This window comes from Bradyrhizobium sp. RDM12 (assembly GCF_051917485.1).
In the GTDB taxonomy this organism is placed as follows: Bacteria; Pseudomonadota; Alphaproteobacteria; order Rhizobiales; family Xanthobacteraceae; genus Bradyrhizobium.
In genome coordinates this window covers 8,136,533-8,153,194 of sequence record NZ_CM133064.1, presented here as the reverse complement: position 1 = coordinate 8,153,194, position 16,662 = coordinate 8,136,533, and the positions used below count along the sequence as shown (strand labels likewise).

The window sequence follows — 16,662 nt, the reverse complement described above, 5'->3', positions numbered from 1 at the left end:
AGGTTCGCGAGTATTTGTGATATGCGAAGAAATTCTTGAGGCTGGTGAGAGCCGCCGTGGTCCTCACTTAAGAACTGCGATCAACTGGGCCACAAGCTTTTCGCGATCTGCGGCACGCAGCTTATCAAGATTGATCTGCTTCCATCGGACTGCCGGGAGCTCTGCCGCTCCACCGACGCCCAACAGAGCCCAATCCGGCTTCCCGCGCTTGAATCCGATCAGAAATTCCCGATGCTCCTCCGGCATCTTTCCAGATACCTCGGCGATCAAGTCCTCGCGGGCCTTCAACAGCTCATCCAGCGAGACTGGGTCTGACGTCATACCCTCGAAGCCGTGCTCGAATTCCTGGCGGATATCCTTTCGCCGCGGCACCACAACTTCCGAAATGGGCCGGTCATGGCTGATGAGATAGACGATGAAAGCGCGTCTCAGGTCGTCGCTTATGCCCTCATTCGCCAGAAGATCGCGGATGTCAAAAAGATCGCGAGGATGTTGGCGGTCAAAGGCGGCGACGATTTTCCCTGCGTAGAGGTCGGCGAAGGAGACGACCTGCGTTTCCGCAAAGCCAAAGCTCTCCTCGACGTTCGGAAGCACGGATCGCATCTCGGGATCGAAGACGCAGCCACGAAGGATAGGAGTCACTTCGATCTTGATCTGGGCGTCGGCCCTTTGAAGGGTCAGTTTGGTAACGATGCCTTCCGCGCGGTTTACGACCTCGTTCATTTTGACGCCCGGAATTCCCTTGGCAATGGCGACAGCCATTCTTTTCATGCCCGCACGATCGCGGCCAATGATTCCGGCCGCCCGGCCACAGGTAGGTAGGTCAGGTCGATATCGACTGATAAGCGCGGCATATCGCGCACGAATAGATTGATTGCAGTCCCGCCTTTGAGAGCAAAATCCTTTTCCGCCGCAACGAATGGCAGGGTTTCGATCAGCAGCGCGACCTGATGCTGATAGCGCTCAGACAGGGGCACTGATATCCTCCGGCACGGTGATCAAGTATTTCGGATCAAGTTTTCCGCCTTTCACCAGCATGCGCTTTCCCTTCCCCAAATCGACCTTGTCACGGTCTATCCGCTTCAGCCATGAATGGTTGTGGCGGTCAGCGAACCAGAAGAACAGCCGTTTGACTTTCACGTTTCTGCAATCGTCCAGCAATTTTTGCAGCTTCCGGGGACCAAGATTGCGCAAGCCCTCAACGAGCATGTCGACCTGGCGGAAGCTCTCGTTGCTCGGCAACTCGTCGAGCAGTTCAAGCAACGCGCGTTCGGGCGATGAGACCGTCAGCGGCCATTCGCCCTCGCCCCATATCTGCTTGAACGGTCCTGCCCGGAATTCATCGGTGGCGACCCCGGTATTGCTCTGGACATTCCAGGCGTAGTTCTTGAGCCCCTTTGTCACGGGGGCGGCTTTGAAGAGCGTTGTGCTCTTGCGGAAGGTGAAGCGTTCTTTGAGCGGAAGCTTGGACAGCCATCCGGGCGGAGGATGCGGACCGTAGAGATAGACGACGGTCGGCCCATTTGCCCTGAGGTAGTGCGAAAAGCCTTGCAGTTCGAGCGCCGTTCGCCCTCCGACGATCAGGGGGCGCTCAAGCAGCGTCTGAAGCGATATGACAGCTTTTTGCCACGTCAGAGTGCCAAGCGGGCGCTTGAAAGTTCCACGCACCGGCTGAACCAGCCAGCCAGCCGAGACATACTGGCTGCGCAAGCCTGTCGAATAACCATGCTTCGTCATCCACCCGAATCGACCAATAGGCCCTCCGAGGGTATGCTCGAGGAAGTTTAACTTTCCGCCAGAATGCTCAGTCATACTTAGCAATACGGCATTATTTCAAACCAAAGGCAAGTTTATGAATTTGCAAATTTGCTAAGCCTGACTATGCAGAAAGCTCATAGCCAAAACCAACTGGCGCCACCAGATGGTCAAAGACGCATCTGCTGGGTCTTGAGCTTTTCAGCTGCCACGCTTGCGCGCGACACGCTCGGCTCGTGACAGATCACCGTCGTCTGGTCAATCACGACGGTCAAGCCGCCATCAGACACCGCGATCAAGTTGCTCGCCAGGCAGGCTCCCGCAAGTAGCTAAAGAACAAACCATGAACGAACGGTATCGGCGCACCGCGAAGGGGAAGCCGTCTTAAACAGGCCATGTCCGTGCGGCTCGAGGAAGACCGCGCGCCTCTGTTGCTTCAATGGGCAGGGCTGGCACAAGCCGCCCGTTGTCCTCGGACTCAAAACGCTGCCTGCCACGGGCCGTGTCGAAAAATGCTACATGAAGGAGCTGGGATCATGCGTTGCCCCCATCTCGGCCGAACACATCATTTCGGATTCCGTCTGCCGCGTATTGATGGCGACGGCGAGTTTTCGATCTCAGGCGTTCCCTGGCTGGAGGCGGGCGAAACGAAGATCATGGCGCCACCTCAGGCAAAATGTCTCTGTACCAAACACAACAGCGCGCTGAGCCCGCTCGATGCCGCTGCACATTATTTCTTCGCGTCGCTTAAGTCATATCTCGAACATGATGCCGGGTCGCGACACGCCATTCTATCCGGGCATGACCTCGAACGCTGGATATTGAAAATCGCCAAAGCAGCAGCCGTGTCCCGCAACCTGGCACGCGGAAGAGAACGACTGTCGGGTGCGTTTTCGCGGGATGAAGCAATTCTCGACATGCTTGACGACCCCCGACATTGGCCCGAAGGGGCGGGCTTTAGCCGTCCGCGACCGGCGCCTTCCAACTCGGTATTAACGGTTAAGCTGATATTGGCTGTGATCGACAGACGACGTCATCGACAGCACAATGTGGGAATGGTCATGGCCGAGACGCAAATTGAATGGACCGACGCCACCTGAATCCAGTTGCTGGCTGCTCCATCGTCAGCGCGGGCTGCACGAATTGCTATGCCATGGAAATGGCGAGACGACTTCAGGCGATGAATGTTCCGAAATATAAAGGACTCACGCGGCGCAGCGGAAAAACGAACCGTTTGGAACGGCGTGGTCCGTGAAGACAAGGCCGCCTTGGACATTCCGCTGCGCTGGAAGAAGCCGCGAAAAATCTTCGTTAACTCGATGTCTGACCTGTTTCATGATCGGGTGACGGACGCCTTCATCCTGAGAGTGTGGGCCGTCATGCGTGCCACGCCCCACCATCACTATCAGATCCTTACCAAGCGTCCGGAGCGGATGGGGGCGCTGGTTCGCTCCAAGATCGGCGAAGTTCTGCCGAACGTATGGCTCGGCACCAGTGTCGAGAGCGCCAACGTCGCGGGTCGCATCGATCATTTGCGCACCATCCCGGCTGCAATCCGTTTCATCTCATTTGAGCCGCTGATCGGCCCGGTAGGGTCAGTCGATCTTCGCGACATCCATTGGGCCATCGTCGGCGGAGAAAGCGGAAGATCGGCTCGCCCGATCCGTGAAGAATGGATCGATGAAATCTTCGATCAGTGTGCGATGCACAACACCGCGTTCTTCTTTAAGCAGTGGGGACATGGGGGAAAGACAACAAGCGTCGTTCCAAAAAGGCCAATGGGCGCGTATATCGCGATCAGGTCTGGGACGAAATGCCGAAGGCTTCGCTCGCGCTCTGAGAATGACGCCTCTGGATAGCAGGATTCATTCGGGGGCGAATGTCGAAAAAGCCGTATTCATGGGTCGCAGGCGCGGTTCTTGAGGAGCACTCAAGACGCAAGCACAAGGTCATCGCCGAATACGTCGCGCGATATCTGGCCGTGCGCTGCCAGCTTCCTCAACAGTCCCGGTTTCGTCTTGCCATTGTCGATGGTTTTGCAGGCGGCGGCCAATACAAGTGCGGCAGTCCCGGGTCTCCGCTGATCTTTATAAACGAGCTTCGTGTCGCGACGGAGCAATTCAACATCAAGCGTCAGGCCGAGGGGATGTCGCCGCTCGACATCGAATGCCTGCTCATCCTGAACGACTTCGACAAAGAGACTGTCGAGCTGCTGAAAACGAATGCCGCTTCGCTCATCGCCGTAATCAAGGAGAACGTGTCGAAGCTTCACCTTCGCGTCGAGTATCGGAATGAGAAGTTCGACGAACTCTATCCCGAGGTGAAGCAACTGCTCGAGCGCGGCAGCTATCACAACGTCCTCTTCAATCTGGATCAATGCGGAACAGGCAGCGTCGAAATCAACACGATCGGCGACATCGTCGCGTCGTTCACGTCGGTTGAAATCTTCTACACATTCGGCATCCAGACGTTGCTGACGTTCCTGCATCAGACGGACCGGGGCGCGCTGGCCAGGCAGCTTGCGCCGTTTGGCGTCAGTCCGGATGATCTATCGCAACTCGATAGTTTGATGACCAAGGACGCTTGGCTTGGCGCAGCGGAACGCATGGTGTTCGAGTCGTTTCGGCGCTGCGCGAACTACGTCAGTCCCTTTTCCATCCACAATCCGGACGGGTGGCGTTATTGGCTTATCCACTTCGCAAATTCGGTTCGTGCGCGTCAGGAATACAACAATATCCTGCATCAAAACAGCAGCGCCCAGGCACATTTTGGCCGGTCCGGTTTGCACATGCTGTCTTACGACCCGAGTGAAGCCGACAGCATGCTCTACGTGTTCGATGCGGCGGGAAGGGCGGAAGCGAAAAAGCAGCTTCACGATGATATTCCGCGGCTCATCACAAATTACGGCGATGCAATTCCGGTCGGTGAGTTTTACGCCAGCATCTACAACGCGACCCCGGCTCACATGCTCGACATCAACTCAGCGATCATCGAGAATCCGGACCTCGAGGTTATCACCGAACAAGGCGGCGGGGAGCGCCGCAAAGCCAACACGATCAAGACCAGCGACATCCTGCGCTTGAAACAGCAGCGCAGTTTCTTTCCGATTTTCTTTGAAAATCAAAGCAGGATAGGAAGAAATGACGCACGCCATCGTGGTCGCATGACGATTGGTGCCCGAATGGCGGATCATCGGAATACGCTCGCCCTTGTCGCAGCCGCTGCCACCCTGGCGCTTGTATTGGGGTTTGCCTATGGCGCCACCTTCAATGGTGGTTGCGAGCAGATCAAGGATGCTCAATTTGGTTGTCTCGAATGGTGGTTTTCCCGCTACCAGACGTTGATCGCCATGTTTGGCGCGATTTTCGTTGCTTGGCTTAGCGTCCAGCCTGTTCTGAAGCAGCTCAAGCTGTCCTCGGTGCAGACCGCTGTCGCCTTGCAACAGGTTCACGCAGATCGTGAAAAACGGCTGGAGAACTGGCTCAAGCCAGAATTGGCCGCGCTGGAAAAAACTGTCCGAAGACCTGGCGCGTGGCTATTATGAACGTGAGGATGACCATGGGGTGCTTCCTCACTGGGTATGGGATATGAACCAAACGGTCGACAGCACCCGCGGCCGTTTAATTCGGCGGTAGGACAGAAACTTCGGGCCTGCGGAGATAACAGCCGCCCGTCAAAACCTCATCGACATTCTCGGGCGGCTCACCAAGTGCATGTCAGACTACAATGGGTCTGTCTACGCTGACGATCCGGAGTACGATTTCTCCGACGACGACCGGGCGAAGATTGACGCAGCCGAGACCAAGGCGCGGGAAGATCTGCCGACCCGAATTGACGAGGCGTCAGTGGCGATCAAGAAATTCGCTGAAGCTGTGGCAGCGGACCTTCGGGAGTTGCGTTTGAAGCGTCGGCTCTATGATCAGATGCTGGCGGCGAGCGCCAACCTTCCGGCGGAGAAGTTGAATAAGGCGTCTGCGATCGCGTGAGACAACCGGCGATACGGATTCTTATCCGCGACGCGAATCAAACATGCGAGAGCTGTTCTCGCGAGGATTTCTGAAATGGCCGCTGATCGCCCCCGCCGGGTTTTCCTTGATGCGAACGTCGTGATCCGGGCCGGCAAGCCGCCCGGCGGTCCGCTGATCCCGCGGGTCGCTGATCTGGTAGACGCCGGCTATATCAAGGTTGTCACGACCGATCTTACAAAAATAGAGATCGCAAAAAAGCATGCGGCTAACGATTTCGAGGTCATCGGCGACCTGACCAGGAGACGAGTCCGCGACCTGGCTGATGAGATTCTCGCCGTTAAACTCCCCGAGATTTCTCCGGTTGAACTGCAGCAAAGACTGATCGAGAAGTATCATGCTGCGGTGGAGCAGATGTTCAGCTCGCTGCGAGCGGAGACGCTTTCGATCGATAGTGTGAAGCCGTCCGTCGTATTCGACGCATACGCGCGCAGGACCGGCCTGTTTGGCGACGACGCCAAGAAGGATCAATTTCCAGATGCCTTCATCTTCGAAGCCCTAAAAGCGACTGTCACGAAAAGCGATCCGCTGACGATCGTCTCGGACGACAAGGACTTTGCGGCGGTCATCAAGAACGCTGAGCATATCACCGGGCTGAGATCGATCGCGGATCTCTTCGCCAAGCTCGGGCTGACAATCGAAGCGGCCCCGGACGTCAACGATTTTGTGGATGACACTCGCGATGCGATCGTCGGGGTCGTTCATGAAGAACTCAATCAGTGGGGATTGCAGGTCAGCGATGTTGACGATGCAGAAATCGACGAAGCGGACGTGGAAAATGTGAACTTTCTCGACTTCAGGACATTTCGGACGATCGGCCCAGGCAAGGAGATTCTCGTCGTCGGGCGCATCGAGATGGACGTCAAAGTCTCCTACCACCATCCCGATTGGGACACCGCCACTTACGACAGCGAAGACAAGGTACTGCTGCCGCACCACACGGTGGAAGGCGAGAAGAACATAGATGTAGAAGCCAATTTTAGTATGACCCTGACCGTCGACAAGCACGGCAAGCCGACATCGGTTGCTGAGTTCTCGTTCGACGACGATGATTTCGTCTGGGTCGCGATCGGGCCAAACGACTTCGACTACAAATAGGTCTTTCGCGGCTCGTGAAATGGTTAGATTTCGCGCGGTGCGTACACGTTGTCCGGGTAGGGAAGCCTTTCGTTGACACGCCGTAGGAGCACAAGATAGCCCCGCACAGCCAGTTGGAGTTCGGCGCCATCACCCAGGGGCTTGTCTTTGAAGGCGTGAATGGTGTTGCGCCGCTCCTGCACCAGATCAAGGAGGGCATTCCCGTCAGCGCCGATGAGGTCATGCTCTTTCACGAAGATCTTCAGAGGCTGGAGCGTAAGTCCGTCAGGACTGAAAGCCTTTTGCTTTTTGTGATCGAACGCATTTGCCTTCTTGAGCACGTCCAGGTCGGCTTTGTAGTCCATGTAAAACACCGACAGGAGGAGTTTCAGCGTTCCTTCGAGCAGACTGCCGAGGTTCGACCAGGCGAGAATGAGTTCTCCGTCCGACAGCGCAGTGGAGGGTTCACGTAGCCACAAACGCAATGTCTTTGACAGCGACGCCTGCCAGTCGAGGCGGCTCTTGGTCAGCAGGCCCGCGGCTTCAACAGGCGCCCAGCCGTTGCTTGCTGCCCAAAAGGTCGCCAAGCCGCTGTTCAGTTTTTCGATCCGGGAAACGACGTCCTCGATTGTCATGCGTGACTTATCCGTCGCCAAGCCGAATCGGCCAGCCGTCGATTGGCAGGCCAGAGCTTTACGATCTGACGCAGCCCTCAGGCAACTCGGGGTTCAGAGGGCACGTCGTTAATTGGGGCTTATTGCGGCGCAGCATAAGTGCCGCACGTACGGTCCGACAACCCAGCGGGAGGCGAGATTCAGTGCATCCGCGAGTTCGTGAAACTAGAATGTTCGCGTGATAATCGATTCGATCTATCCCACCGTAGCTACGGACGATTTTGCGCGTCGCTTCTCGCAGCGCGGCGGAAATCTCATGTGGCTGCTCGGGGCTGGCGCTTCGGCGGCCGCCGGCATTCCGACGGCGTGGGACATGATTTGGGAATTCAAGCAGCAACTTTACGTCAGCCAGCGCCGCGTTTCTCCGAAATCCGTTCATGTCCCGGACGGAGATGTTCCGCGTGATGGGCCGATCGCTAGATCTCTACCGACGTCGGCACTCGGGTCGCTCTCCCCGGAAAGTGACGGTACACAAGACGACAGAATTCAAGAAGGACGAGATCGACGGCTGCATGGAAGCGCTGCATCAGTGCGAAGCGGTCGATCTCGTGCAGGTCGTGGAGGACGTCGGCTGGAGAGGTGTTCGCATCGATCGCGACCGCCAAAGCGGCAAAGGGAAGCCAACGGGTTATCCGGTCGATCGTGGTACCCTGATCCCGCTCGGAGACCGCGAGTGTCTGCTGTGGATGCATGGCGATGTAAAAGGCGTCGCGGAGCGCTCGTATTACCAAGGCGGCCGCAGCACGCCTCGTCCGATTCAACTGGTCCGTCATGCAGGGCACGGCTCGTGGGACGAAACCGCCCGGTCAGCTCTCGCGCTCGCGAAGATGGATTGGAACAACGACGCACTGTACGACATGCTGCCGGTGACCATGGCATACGCAAAAACGCTCGCGCGCGTTGTCAAACGAATGGACGGATTGGGCTCCGCTCCCTATCAATTTCGTTTCTTCATGTGACGTCGACTGGCCAACCGCGAGCCAGAATAATGATCCGAGTCAATTAGTTCCCGATATACAACAAGTGGATATTTCTGTGACAACATCTCTTGACGGAGAAATTCGCGACGGTCGCCATCATATGCAGGTCCGCGTCTATTTCGAAGATACGGACGCCGGCCAGATTGTTTATCACGCCAATTTCTTGCGCTTCATGGAACGGGGAAGAACGAATTACCTGCGTCTGCTCGGGACCAATCAGCGGGAGCTACTCAAAGAAGCGCACGACGATGCGCCAAGCTTCGCCTTCGTTGTCCGTTCAATGACAATCGATTTCCTAAAACCAGCGGCCTTGGACGACTTGCTTGATGTCATCACAATCCCCGCAGAGGTGAAGGGCGCATCGATTACCCTGCTGCAGGAATGTCGACGCGAAGACGATCTTTTGGTCGCGGCCCGCGTGCGGGTAGCATTTATCTCAGGCGGAAGGGCGCAACGGATCCCGAAGGCGCTACGGCTCGCTATGGAAGGAGCGTAGAGAATCTACGCTTGTTCACGCTATAGCCCTCCAGCGCCCCAATGGAATCAAGCCGCTGTGTTGCGATGTTGGCAAGCCAGAGTTCCCTGACTTGCCATTGTCGTAGTATGCAAACGTGCTGATCTCTCGCTCCTTGCTGCGGTTTTCGGGAAAAAGGTTCTTGCCGTAAAGCGCGGAGCTGTTCAGGTAGGGCGTATATTCGTAGGGCATCCGCTTGCGAACCGGATGCACTACTATGCATTCAATCAAGTTGCGGAAGGCGATGCGAGTTTCGATCGCCTTCGGATTGGTTTTGAGCGCGCTGATCAGCGTTCTAACCTCCGAGCGGTATCGGTCACTGAATTTCGGGCGATCGAAGCCAATCACATTTTCGCCGCCACCGCCCAGTAGCCGCAAGCGCGCTTCAACGCTTTCCCGCTCAAGGGCGCACTCATCGATCCGCTTGAGCAGTTCGTCCGGCTTGCGGCGGCTATTTGCGATGGCATAAGAGAGGCGTTCGATCTCGCTAGTCAATACGCGGCGTCGACGCTCTAGCTTACTGTGTTCGCTGCCATTGTTCCGATCGTTTTTGCGCTCCTCCTTCCAAGCACGCATCGCCTCTTCAATGGCTTTCGGCGAAAGCAATTTCACTTGGATTTTCTCGGAGGCATCCTCGAGCAGAACGTCCATATCAAAGCTACGGGTGTGCTCACAGGTGCCCCGCTGATGCGCGCTCGCGCATGCCGCGCGCGGTGCACCGTTACGCGAGGATTGAGCGATTCGCATATGGCCATTGCAGACGCCACACCGGAGCACACCGGCAAGCGGGTGCTCATTGTTGCGCGGACTCACGGCGCGTCGCCGCGGCTTGCCAGTCGGTCCGAACATAGACACGGCGCGCATGCTACGAACCTTCTGCGATAGATCCCAGAGCACTTGCGGAACGATCCGCAGCTCTGGCTTTTTGACTATAATGTGGCGTTCTGCTGGATTGCGGCGCTTCTGCTTCTTCTGCGTCTCTGGGTTGAGAATTGTCGAGCGAACGTTCCAATGTATCTCGCCGATATATAGTTCGTTGCCGATAATGCCGCGACCATGCCGACCGCCTGTGATGCACTGATGGTTCCAGGTGGTGCGGCCAGCCTTGTTCTTCTGACGAGTTGCCCCTGGTGAGGGCACGCCTTCGCGGGTGAGGTCAGCGGCGATATTTCGGGTCGAGCGGCCCGCTGCATATTCATTGAAGATGCGGAGCACAATCTTTGCTTCGTTCTCATCGATTACGCGTTCGCCGGGCGCGCCCGGCCTCGGCCGATAACCATAGGCGTATGAGCCAGGAATTCTTCCGTTGGCAACAGCGTTGTCATGGCCGCGTCGAACCTTTTCGGCGAGCTGCGGCTTATAAATCGTGTTGTACAGACTTGCGATGCTGATGTCAGTGGCGGTCGCGTAGACTCCTTTCTGATCCATCAGCTCAACGCCGTTGAACTCGAAAACCTGCTTGAGACGCTGGATGGTTGCGGGATCGCGCGACAAGCGGTCGAAATGCTCAACGACGACTACGTCAAACTCCTGCTTTCGCACACCGTTGAGCAAGCGCTGATAGCCGTCCCGCGCACCTTCGGTAAGTCCAGATTTTGCGGCATCCACAAACTCGCCGATGACATCGAGGTTGTTGCGCAATGCGACCTTGCGGCAGAGTAATAGCTGACCGTCAATCGAGCTCGCCTTTTGCATGTCGCTCGAATAGCGCGCGTATATTACGGCCGTTTTCTTCGATGACGCTGTCGTCATGCCGGTCCTCTATCGGCTGCCCCGAGCCATGATTTTCATCCCGTGCGATCTGACGTCCGATGGCGCGCGCCAACTCAAACCAGATTTCCTCATTGTCCGGATTATCCCAGCTCTGAGGATGAGAGAGGGCAAGCGGTCGAATGGTCGCTCGTTGTCTTCGGAAAGATCGGATGCGGGTAGGCATTTGCAAACTCGCGAGCGGAAGCTAGCGTAAATTTCCGCGCTGCGCTACAGCCAAGCCACAGCGACTGCTCGCAACGCTTCCCTCATGCTGACTTCGGCGGCGTCGAATGAAAATGAAACTCTTGAAGTGCCGCAGCGCGCGAGGGCATTCCTGGCGATGAGGCGCGTAGTCCAGAGCAGATACGCGAAGCAAAGCGGAGTATAAATACTTGCGCGCGACGGCGGTAAGTCTGTTCCTGGGCGTCCGGTGCCCAGCGGAGCCGTTCTCGTTCACGCGGCTTGTCGTACATATGTGTAATGGCTGCCGAAAGCCGCGTAGACATCGCCCTTCCGCTGCACAGCCTTTCGGACGAACACTGGAACTCCACGATGAAGCAGCAGGCGAGCAGCCTGATGCTGGGGCTTCCCGCAAGACGGCAGCGCCGGCCTCAACGCCGACATCGCTGCGGATCGGCGATATCGTAGAGCTTCTCGGGCTTTGGATAACCAGGGGGTTCGGCAGTCATCGATATGAGCCTTCAAACATGGGGCGCCGGCTACGATCGGCCGGTGCGCTATCGAAAACAACTTGCGCAATAGATTGCAATATGGCGATCTTAGTAGTTGAAGTCGAGCCGCTAGATTGAGAATTTTCATCGCCGATTATGCGGAGAGAGACCCATGAGGAGCCGACTGCCCTTTTTAGGATGCTGGATATTTCTGAGTTTGGTTTTCAATATTTTCGCTTCGGAAGCCTGGGCATGGGGCGAGGAGGGACATTCCGTCGTCGCTGAGATCGCGCAAAGGCGCCTCTCGCAGAATGCGGCTCAAGCCATAACGCAGATCCTCCGCGCCAATCCTAACGCTACTGTGTACACTGCGCCATCTCTCGCCTCGATCTCAACCTGGGCCGATGAGGTCCGCTATAACGGAGCGACGCCGAACGAGACCTACAATTGGCATTTCGTCGATATGCCGCGGCAGGACACCAAGTATGATCCGGCGACGGAGTGTCCCAAGGAAAAGCCCGAGCAGGGCGACTGCGTGATCAACGAACTCTCACGTTTGCGAGACGAGCTGCGCTGCACAACAGGCGATCGACAGCTTCGCGCGCTTAAATTCGCCATTCACTTTGTGGGCGACATCCACCAACCGTTTCATACGATTTGGGAAAACCTCGGCGGTAACACGATCTCCGTGAAGATCGGGTTCAAGGGTAAGACGTGCACGGCGGGAAATTGTTCGACTCCGCCTGACAACCTTCACAAGGTATGGGATACAACACTTATTCGCGCCATGGAATACAGCTGGCCGACCTTCGTCGACGATTTGGAAACTGGCTGGCTGACGTCGGCCAGTGCCAAGAACGATAACAAGGATGACCCGGTTGCATGGGCCGAGGACGCGCACAATGAGGCGATTTCGCGCAATATCTGGGTCGACAACAATACGACGCTCGATCAGGCGTATTATGACCGGGTCACACCGCTTGTTACGCAACAGCTCGGTTTCGCTGGTCTGCGACTGGCGAGGTACCTGAACGACGTCTTCAGTTCGCCGCAGTGTCCTTACGCCCCGCAGCGGTGATGGTAGCCGGGCCTAGACGCGATATTGACGTAACGGAGAGGGCACATGACCACGGCAGATCCAGGTTGTGAAACTCGGCGGCAGCTGAGCACGTTGGGTCAGCAGTTGCCTCGCCTCGCCGAGGCGCTGCGCGGGTTGAACGATGTGAACATCATCGCGATCGGCTCTTCATCGACGGTCGGTGAGCGGGCAAATTCGGATAATTCCTATCCGAGCAACCTTGCCCTCGCGTTGAGTGCCCGTTTTCCTGGCCCAAGGATCAGGATGCATAACGTCGGCGTGAATGGTCAGGAGGCACCGGACGAGGCTGCGCGGTTCAAGAAGGACGTTCTAGCCTTCAGGCCTGCGCTCGTGATTTGGCAGGTCGGCACGAACGCAGCTTGGAAGGACTATTTTCTAGACGACGTGGGAGCGGCCATCCTTCGGGGGCTCGATCACCTTTCTGGCGCAAAGGCGGACCTCGTCCTGATGAATCTTCAGTGTGCCCCCGGCGTCCTCGATCAGCACGAAGCGCCGACGGCCGCTACCACGGAGATGCTCCGGACCATCGAAGTGATCTCGGCAGAGCACGATGTCGCTCTTTTCGTCGCTTTGAGATCATGCGCTATTGGCTCGTCGACCGCGGCATCCCCTTCGACCAGATGATCAGCAATTTCGGTGGCAACTGGCTGCCCCAGAACGATTGGAACTATAACTGCGTTGCGCAAGCACTCTGCGACGCCTTGGTGGAGGCCGCTGTTCCTGACTGAGCCAGTGGGGCCGTTCCGCTGCCGGTTGTTGAACGGCTCCGCGGCTCCGTGCGCAGCACCTCCGATTGCCGAGCAGGAAATACACTGTCTTGTGGATAGCCGGTCGTGTGAATGGTTGGTCGGCCATCCGATCTCGCCGATCGCATCTGTCGGCGTGTAGCCTCTATCCGGGCGGCAAGGCGTCCGCATAGCTCACCAGCTTTGGGACTCAGTCTTGGGAAGCTGATTCGCGTCTGAGGCTATCGCGAGGTGCAAAACCATACCGTGCGATCGGACGGACCGCACTCTGCTCCCGAGCGGTCGTGCATCCACCCGTGATCCTCGCATTCCAGCTAGCGCCGACCTGCTGCAGCACCGAGGCGCCCAGCCGCGCACCGTCCGAAGAGGATGGCGGGCCGTCTCTCCGATACGATCGGCACCGAATTCCTCCTGCGGCTCGAATCCGTCAGATGGTTCAGGCGGTTAGCACAACTCGGGATCCCGATCGTCTGGCCGGAAGCTTTTCGAATGCGGTCACGTGGTGGGGGTCCTCATAGCCAAGCCGGGCGCCGTCCTCTGAGCTCCCGTGAGGTGTCTTCCGTGAGCATGGGAATCTGCCGCGGGCGCGGCGGTAGAGGAGCCGAATCGGAGATCGAGCAAATCGGTTCTCAGCCGAAGAAGGACAGGCGCGCCGCATCGACACAGTCCCAAATGAGGCTGAATTCAGCGATCGAGCCCGTCATATTCCGCCCAACTATCGGTCGTCTCGTACACCCTCACGCTCGAGAGTTGCGCGAGGCGCGGTTTCGTGTGCTCCCAGATCCAGATCGCAATATTTTCCGCCGTCGGATTTTCCAGTCCCGGGACTTCGTTTAGGCAATGGTGATCGAGCTTCTTTAGAAGAACACCGAATGCTTCTTCCATGTTGAAGAAATCTATCACGAATCCGGTGTGCGGATCGACTGCCCCGTTCAATACGACCTCTAGCCGATAGGAATGACCGTGCATCCGATGACAGCGATGTGTCTGCGGGACGTTTGGAAGTCGGTGCGCTGCCTCGAACTTGAATGCTTGGGATATCTTCATCTGAAGCCGAGTGTTCGCGGAATTGCACGCTCAGTCGCCATTTCGGATGAGCCAAACAGTACGCGATGGCCTGCCGCATGTGGTCGACGGCTAGGCGGTCTGTTGGTCGAAGCAGAAATTGTCCAGGCTCCTCTCATCGAACCCGTCTGGCGGGCTGCCGCCTGCCGCCACACGAATTTTGAGTTCGTGTCCGCGAGTGACGGCCAGCGCGGCGCGATTTGCTGACGCAAATCCAGTCACCACGCTGGTCGGGATCGGCAGCCTGCCGTTCGTCTCGATCGCGCTGAGGAACCCAATATCGTGCACAGATTGCACGACATCATCGAACCGCAACAGTGGTTCTGAGCACGTTCATTGCGTGTGCCATGCAGATGATGGAGCGTCTACTACAAGATCCGGTAGATGCCAAAGCCTACTTGAGGCTCTAGGTCCGGCCGCGTTCCCCCGCCGATCATCATCGAGAGAAGTGAACGCAACCGGCACGAAGCCCAACCAAAGGGCGGAACGGCCCAATATGACTGGGAGAACCTGGGAGGCTACCCACGAACACCTCAGTCAGTATTCGCTACGACTGACGGGAGGCGTATGCCTAGAGAAAATCGACCAGGCAAAAATCAGCTTTTGAAAACGTCAACGTATCCAGGCGATCACGGCGTGCCAGAGCAGATCCGGAGAGGATTGCGCGCTGAGTACGCCATCGTCGAATTTGGAAAACTTCGCGACACGTTCGTCCGTGAATGGGCCGGATACAGAATTCGCCCTCGACAGCAAGCGCAATGTGATGCCAAAGAAAAAACAGCACGTCGATCTATCTGACCCGAATCTCTTGAGCCTTATCCTGCGGCTCGCCATTCCATCTGTTGTTGGGTTATCAATCCATGCGCTACAGCAGGTCGTCAACGCGATCTTTGTTGGCGCACTTGGCGCGCAGGCGATCGCAGCTGTCAGCATGACCTTGCCGATCGTGGTCCTGCTCGCCGCAGCCGGACAGGGCATTGGTGTTGGAACAGCGTCGTTCATATCTCGTCATCTGGGCGCTCGTGACTACCTAGAGGCGAGTCGCGGCGCGAGTACTGCACTGGCGCTCACCGCTCCGATCGGTATCATAGTTACCCTCGCTCTGCTTCCAAATCTGCCAGCGATATTCGCAACGCTCGGAGCAACCCCGACCATCATGCCCGTGGCGCTCGACTACGCGGGAACGGTTTTGTTGGGGTACACGCCCATGCTGCTAAATACGGTGAGCGGGTTCATTGTCAGAGCCGAAGGCTATACGCGATTGAGCATGTGGGCGATGATGACCGCGTTTATACTGAACGCCGTGCTTGATCCCATCTTCATATTCTCACTTGACCTTGGCGTGCGAGGCGCAGCCCTCGCAACGCTGGTATCTCAAATAGCTGCTGTTGGACTCTATATCGCGTATTTTACCAAGCTTGGGGGGACAGTTCTCGTCAGGATATCTCACATATCATTGCGAGCAGATCGCATAAGACAGCTCGCGTTGGTAGGCGCGCCGGCGACAATGACGAGTATCTTATCTGCTCTTGCCGTTATGCTCTTGTACGGAGCTGCTGCGCCGTTCGGCGACGATTCCATCGCCGCGGTTGGAATAGCTGTGCGTATCTTGATGGTCGGCGCACTGCCTATCACCGGGTTCTGTATTGGCGCTCAAGCTATCCTGGGTTTCGGTTGGGGCGCACGCGACTATGCTCATATATTGAAGGCTGCGAAGTTCATGCTCTTCGTGACGATCGCATTCTCGGGGGTGTATTCTGCGGCCGTTGTGATTTTTGCGAGGCCTTTGGTGAGTCTATTTAGCGAAAACGAGAACGTCACCGAAATTGCCGTCTCGACCTGCATCGTGTTCCATCTCTTCTTTGGACTGTTTGGGGTGCAGAGTTTCGTGACGGCAATGCTTCAGTCGTTTGGGAGAGCGCGCCTCAGCGCAATTGTGTCCTTGGCGAGGCAGGGGTATCTCTTCATACCGGCCGTACTGTTATTCCCGCTGGTAGCGGGTTTTAACGGACTGTTAGCCAGTCAAGCGCTCGCAGAGCTTGGCGCCGGAATAATCGCTCTCATCGTCATGTTCAACCAGTTCGGCGAGCTCAGACGAGCGCTCCGGTTGAGCTGAGAACGGATATCATCGAAGCACAGAGCATTGGGTGCTAGCCTCCTGGGAGGCTCGCAGCTAGGCCGCACAATCCGCGAAACGTCCTGGCCGCGCTTGCATCGATGTCGGCGCGTCGCAGCTTGGCCGTCAGGGTATGCCGGCTGCAGAACAAGCGTACCAGCACATATAACGAGCAGCGCAATAGCCTT

General features: G+C 57.0%; 14 protein-coding genes and 2 pseudogenes. 9 read left to right on the top strand and 7 right to left on the bottom strand.

Annotated features, from left to right (window positions below; translation table 11 throughout):
* Positions 1–63: 63 nt before the first annotated feature.
* The 3 genes and pseudogenes from ACTGJ9_RS39420 to ACTGJ9_RS39410 form a co-directional block, all read right to left on the bottom strand.
* Positions 64–977: pseudogene (locus ACTGJ9_RS39420) on the bottom strand (nucleotidyl transferase AbiEii/AbiGii toxin family protein).
* Positions 964–1,812, bottom strand: a complete 849-nt coding sequence (locus ACTGJ9_RS39415; protein WP_456675396.1) for a type IV toxin-antitoxin system AbiEi family antitoxin domain-containing protein — start codon at positions 1,810–1,812, stop codon at positions 964–966. The pseudogene ACTGJ9_RS39420 and the gene ACTGJ9_RS39415 overlap by 14 nt, the downstream one beginning before the upstream one ends.
* A gap of 113 nt (positions 1,813–1,925) precedes the next feature.
* Positions 1,926–2,054 carry a hypothetical protein gene (locus tag ACTGJ9_RS39410; RefSeq protein ID WP_456675395.1) on the bottom strand — a complete coding sequence of 43 codons (129 nt, stop codon included), beginning with the start codon at positions 2,052–2,054 and terminating at the stop codon, positions 1,926–1,928.
* Positions 2,055–2,816: 762 nt separating this feature from the next.
* Here ACTGJ9_RS39410 and ACTGJ9_RS39405 point away from each other — a divergent pair.
* The 4 genes and pseudogenes from ACTGJ9_RS39405 (at position 2,817) to ACTGJ9_RS39390 (ending at position 6,878) form a co-directional block, all read left to right on the top strand.
* Positions 2,817–3,595, top strand: a pseudogene (locus ACTGJ9_RS39405) (DUF5131 family protein).
* Positions 3,596–3,634: 39 nt separating this feature from the next.
* A complete protein-coding gene (locus tag ACTGJ9_RS39400) occupies positions 3,635–5,299 on the top strand; it encodes a three-Cys-motif partner protein TcmP (RefSeq protein WP_456675394.1) in 1,665 nt (554 codons plus the stop codon).
* A 169-nt stretch (positions 5,300–5,468) separates the two neighbouring features.
* Entirely contained in the window at positions 5,469–5,741 is a 273-nt protein-coding gene (locus ACTGJ9_RS39395; protein ID WP_456675393.1) for a hypothetical protein, read from the top strand.
* A 75-nt stretch (positions 5,742–5,816) separates the two neighbouring features.
* Positions 5,817–6,878, top strand: coding sequence for a PIN domain-containing protein (locus ACTGJ9_RS39390; protein WP_456675392.1), 1,062 nt, complete (start codon positions 5,817–5,819; stop codon positions 6,876–6,878).
* A gap of 23 nt (positions 6,879–6,901) precedes the next feature.
* On the opposite strand, the gene ACTGJ9_RS39385 is transcribed toward ACTGJ9_RS39390, so the two are convergent.
* On the bottom strand, positions 6,902–7,492 hold the full coding sequence (locus tag ACTGJ9_RS39385) for a hypothetical protein (RefSeq protein ID WP_456675391.1): 591 nt from the start codon (positions 7,490–7,492) through the stop codon (positions 6,902–6,904).
* Positions 7,493–7,992: 500 nt separating this feature from the next.
* Between ACTGJ9_RS39385 and ACTGJ9_RS39380 the strand changes: the two genes are divergently transcribed.
* A complete protein-coding gene (locus tag ACTGJ9_RS39380) occupies positions 7,993–8,490 on the top strand; it encodes a hypothetical protein (RefSeq protein WP_456675390.1) in 498 nt (165 codons plus the stop codon).
* A 76-nt stretch (positions 8,491–8,566) separates the two neighbouring features.
* Entirely contained in the window at positions 8,567–9,007 is a 441-nt protein-coding gene (ybgC, locus tag ACTGJ9_RS39375; protein WP_456678509.1) for a tol-pal system-associated acyl-CoA thioesterase, read from the top strand.
* Positions 9,008–9,022: 15 nt separating this feature from the next.
* Here ybgC and ACTGJ9_RS39370 read toward each other — a convergent pair whose 3' ends face one another.
* Positions 9,023–10,777: a recombinase family protein gene (locus ACTGJ9_RS39370; protein ID WP_456675389.1), complete on the bottom strand. Its 1,755-nt coding sequence runs from the start codon at positions 10,775–10,777 to the stop codon at positions 9,023–9,025.
* Positions 10,778–11,620: 843 nt separating this feature from the next.
* Here ACTGJ9_RS39370 and ACTGJ9_RS39365 point away from each other — a divergent pair.
* A complete protein-coding gene (locus ACTGJ9_RS39365) occupies positions 11,621–12,526 on the top strand; it encodes a S1/P1 nuclease (protein ID WP_456675388.1) in 906 nt (301 codons plus the stop codon).
* 45 nt (positions 12,527–12,571) lie between these two features.
* A complete protein-coding gene (locus ACTGJ9_RS39360) occupies positions 12,572–13,171 on the top strand; it encodes an SGNH/GDSL hydrolase family protein (protein WP_456675387.1) in 600 nt (199 codons plus the stop codon).
* 806 nt (positions 13,172–13,977) lie between these two features.
* Here ACTGJ9_RS39360 and queD read toward each other — a convergent pair.
* Together queD and ACTGJ9_RS39350 are read right to left on the bottom strand one after the other, a co-directional pair.
* Positions 13,978–14,340: a 6-carboxytetrahydropterin synthase QueD gene (gene queD, locus ACTGJ9_RS39355; RefSeq protein WP_456675386.1), complete on the bottom strand. Its 363-nt coding sequence runs from the start codon at positions 14,338–14,340 to the stop codon at positions 13,978–13,980.
* Between the two features lie 90 nt (positions 14,341–14,430).
* Entirely contained in the window at positions 14,431–14,673 is a 243-nt protein-coding gene (locus ACTGJ9_RS39350) for a hypothetical protein (protein ID WP_456675385.1), read from the bottom strand.
* Positions 14,674–15,073: 400 nt separating this feature from the next.
* Between ACTGJ9_RS39350 and ACTGJ9_RS39345 the strand changes: the two genes are divergently transcribed.
* The gene (locus ACTGJ9_RS39345) at positions 15,074–16,474 is read left to right on the top strand and encodes an MATE family efflux transporter (RefSeq protein ID WP_456675384.1); all 1,401 of its coding nucleotides are present in this window, start codon (positions 15,074–15,076) and stop codon (positions 16,472–16,474) included.
* Positions 16,475–16,662 lie beyond the last annotated feature (188 nt).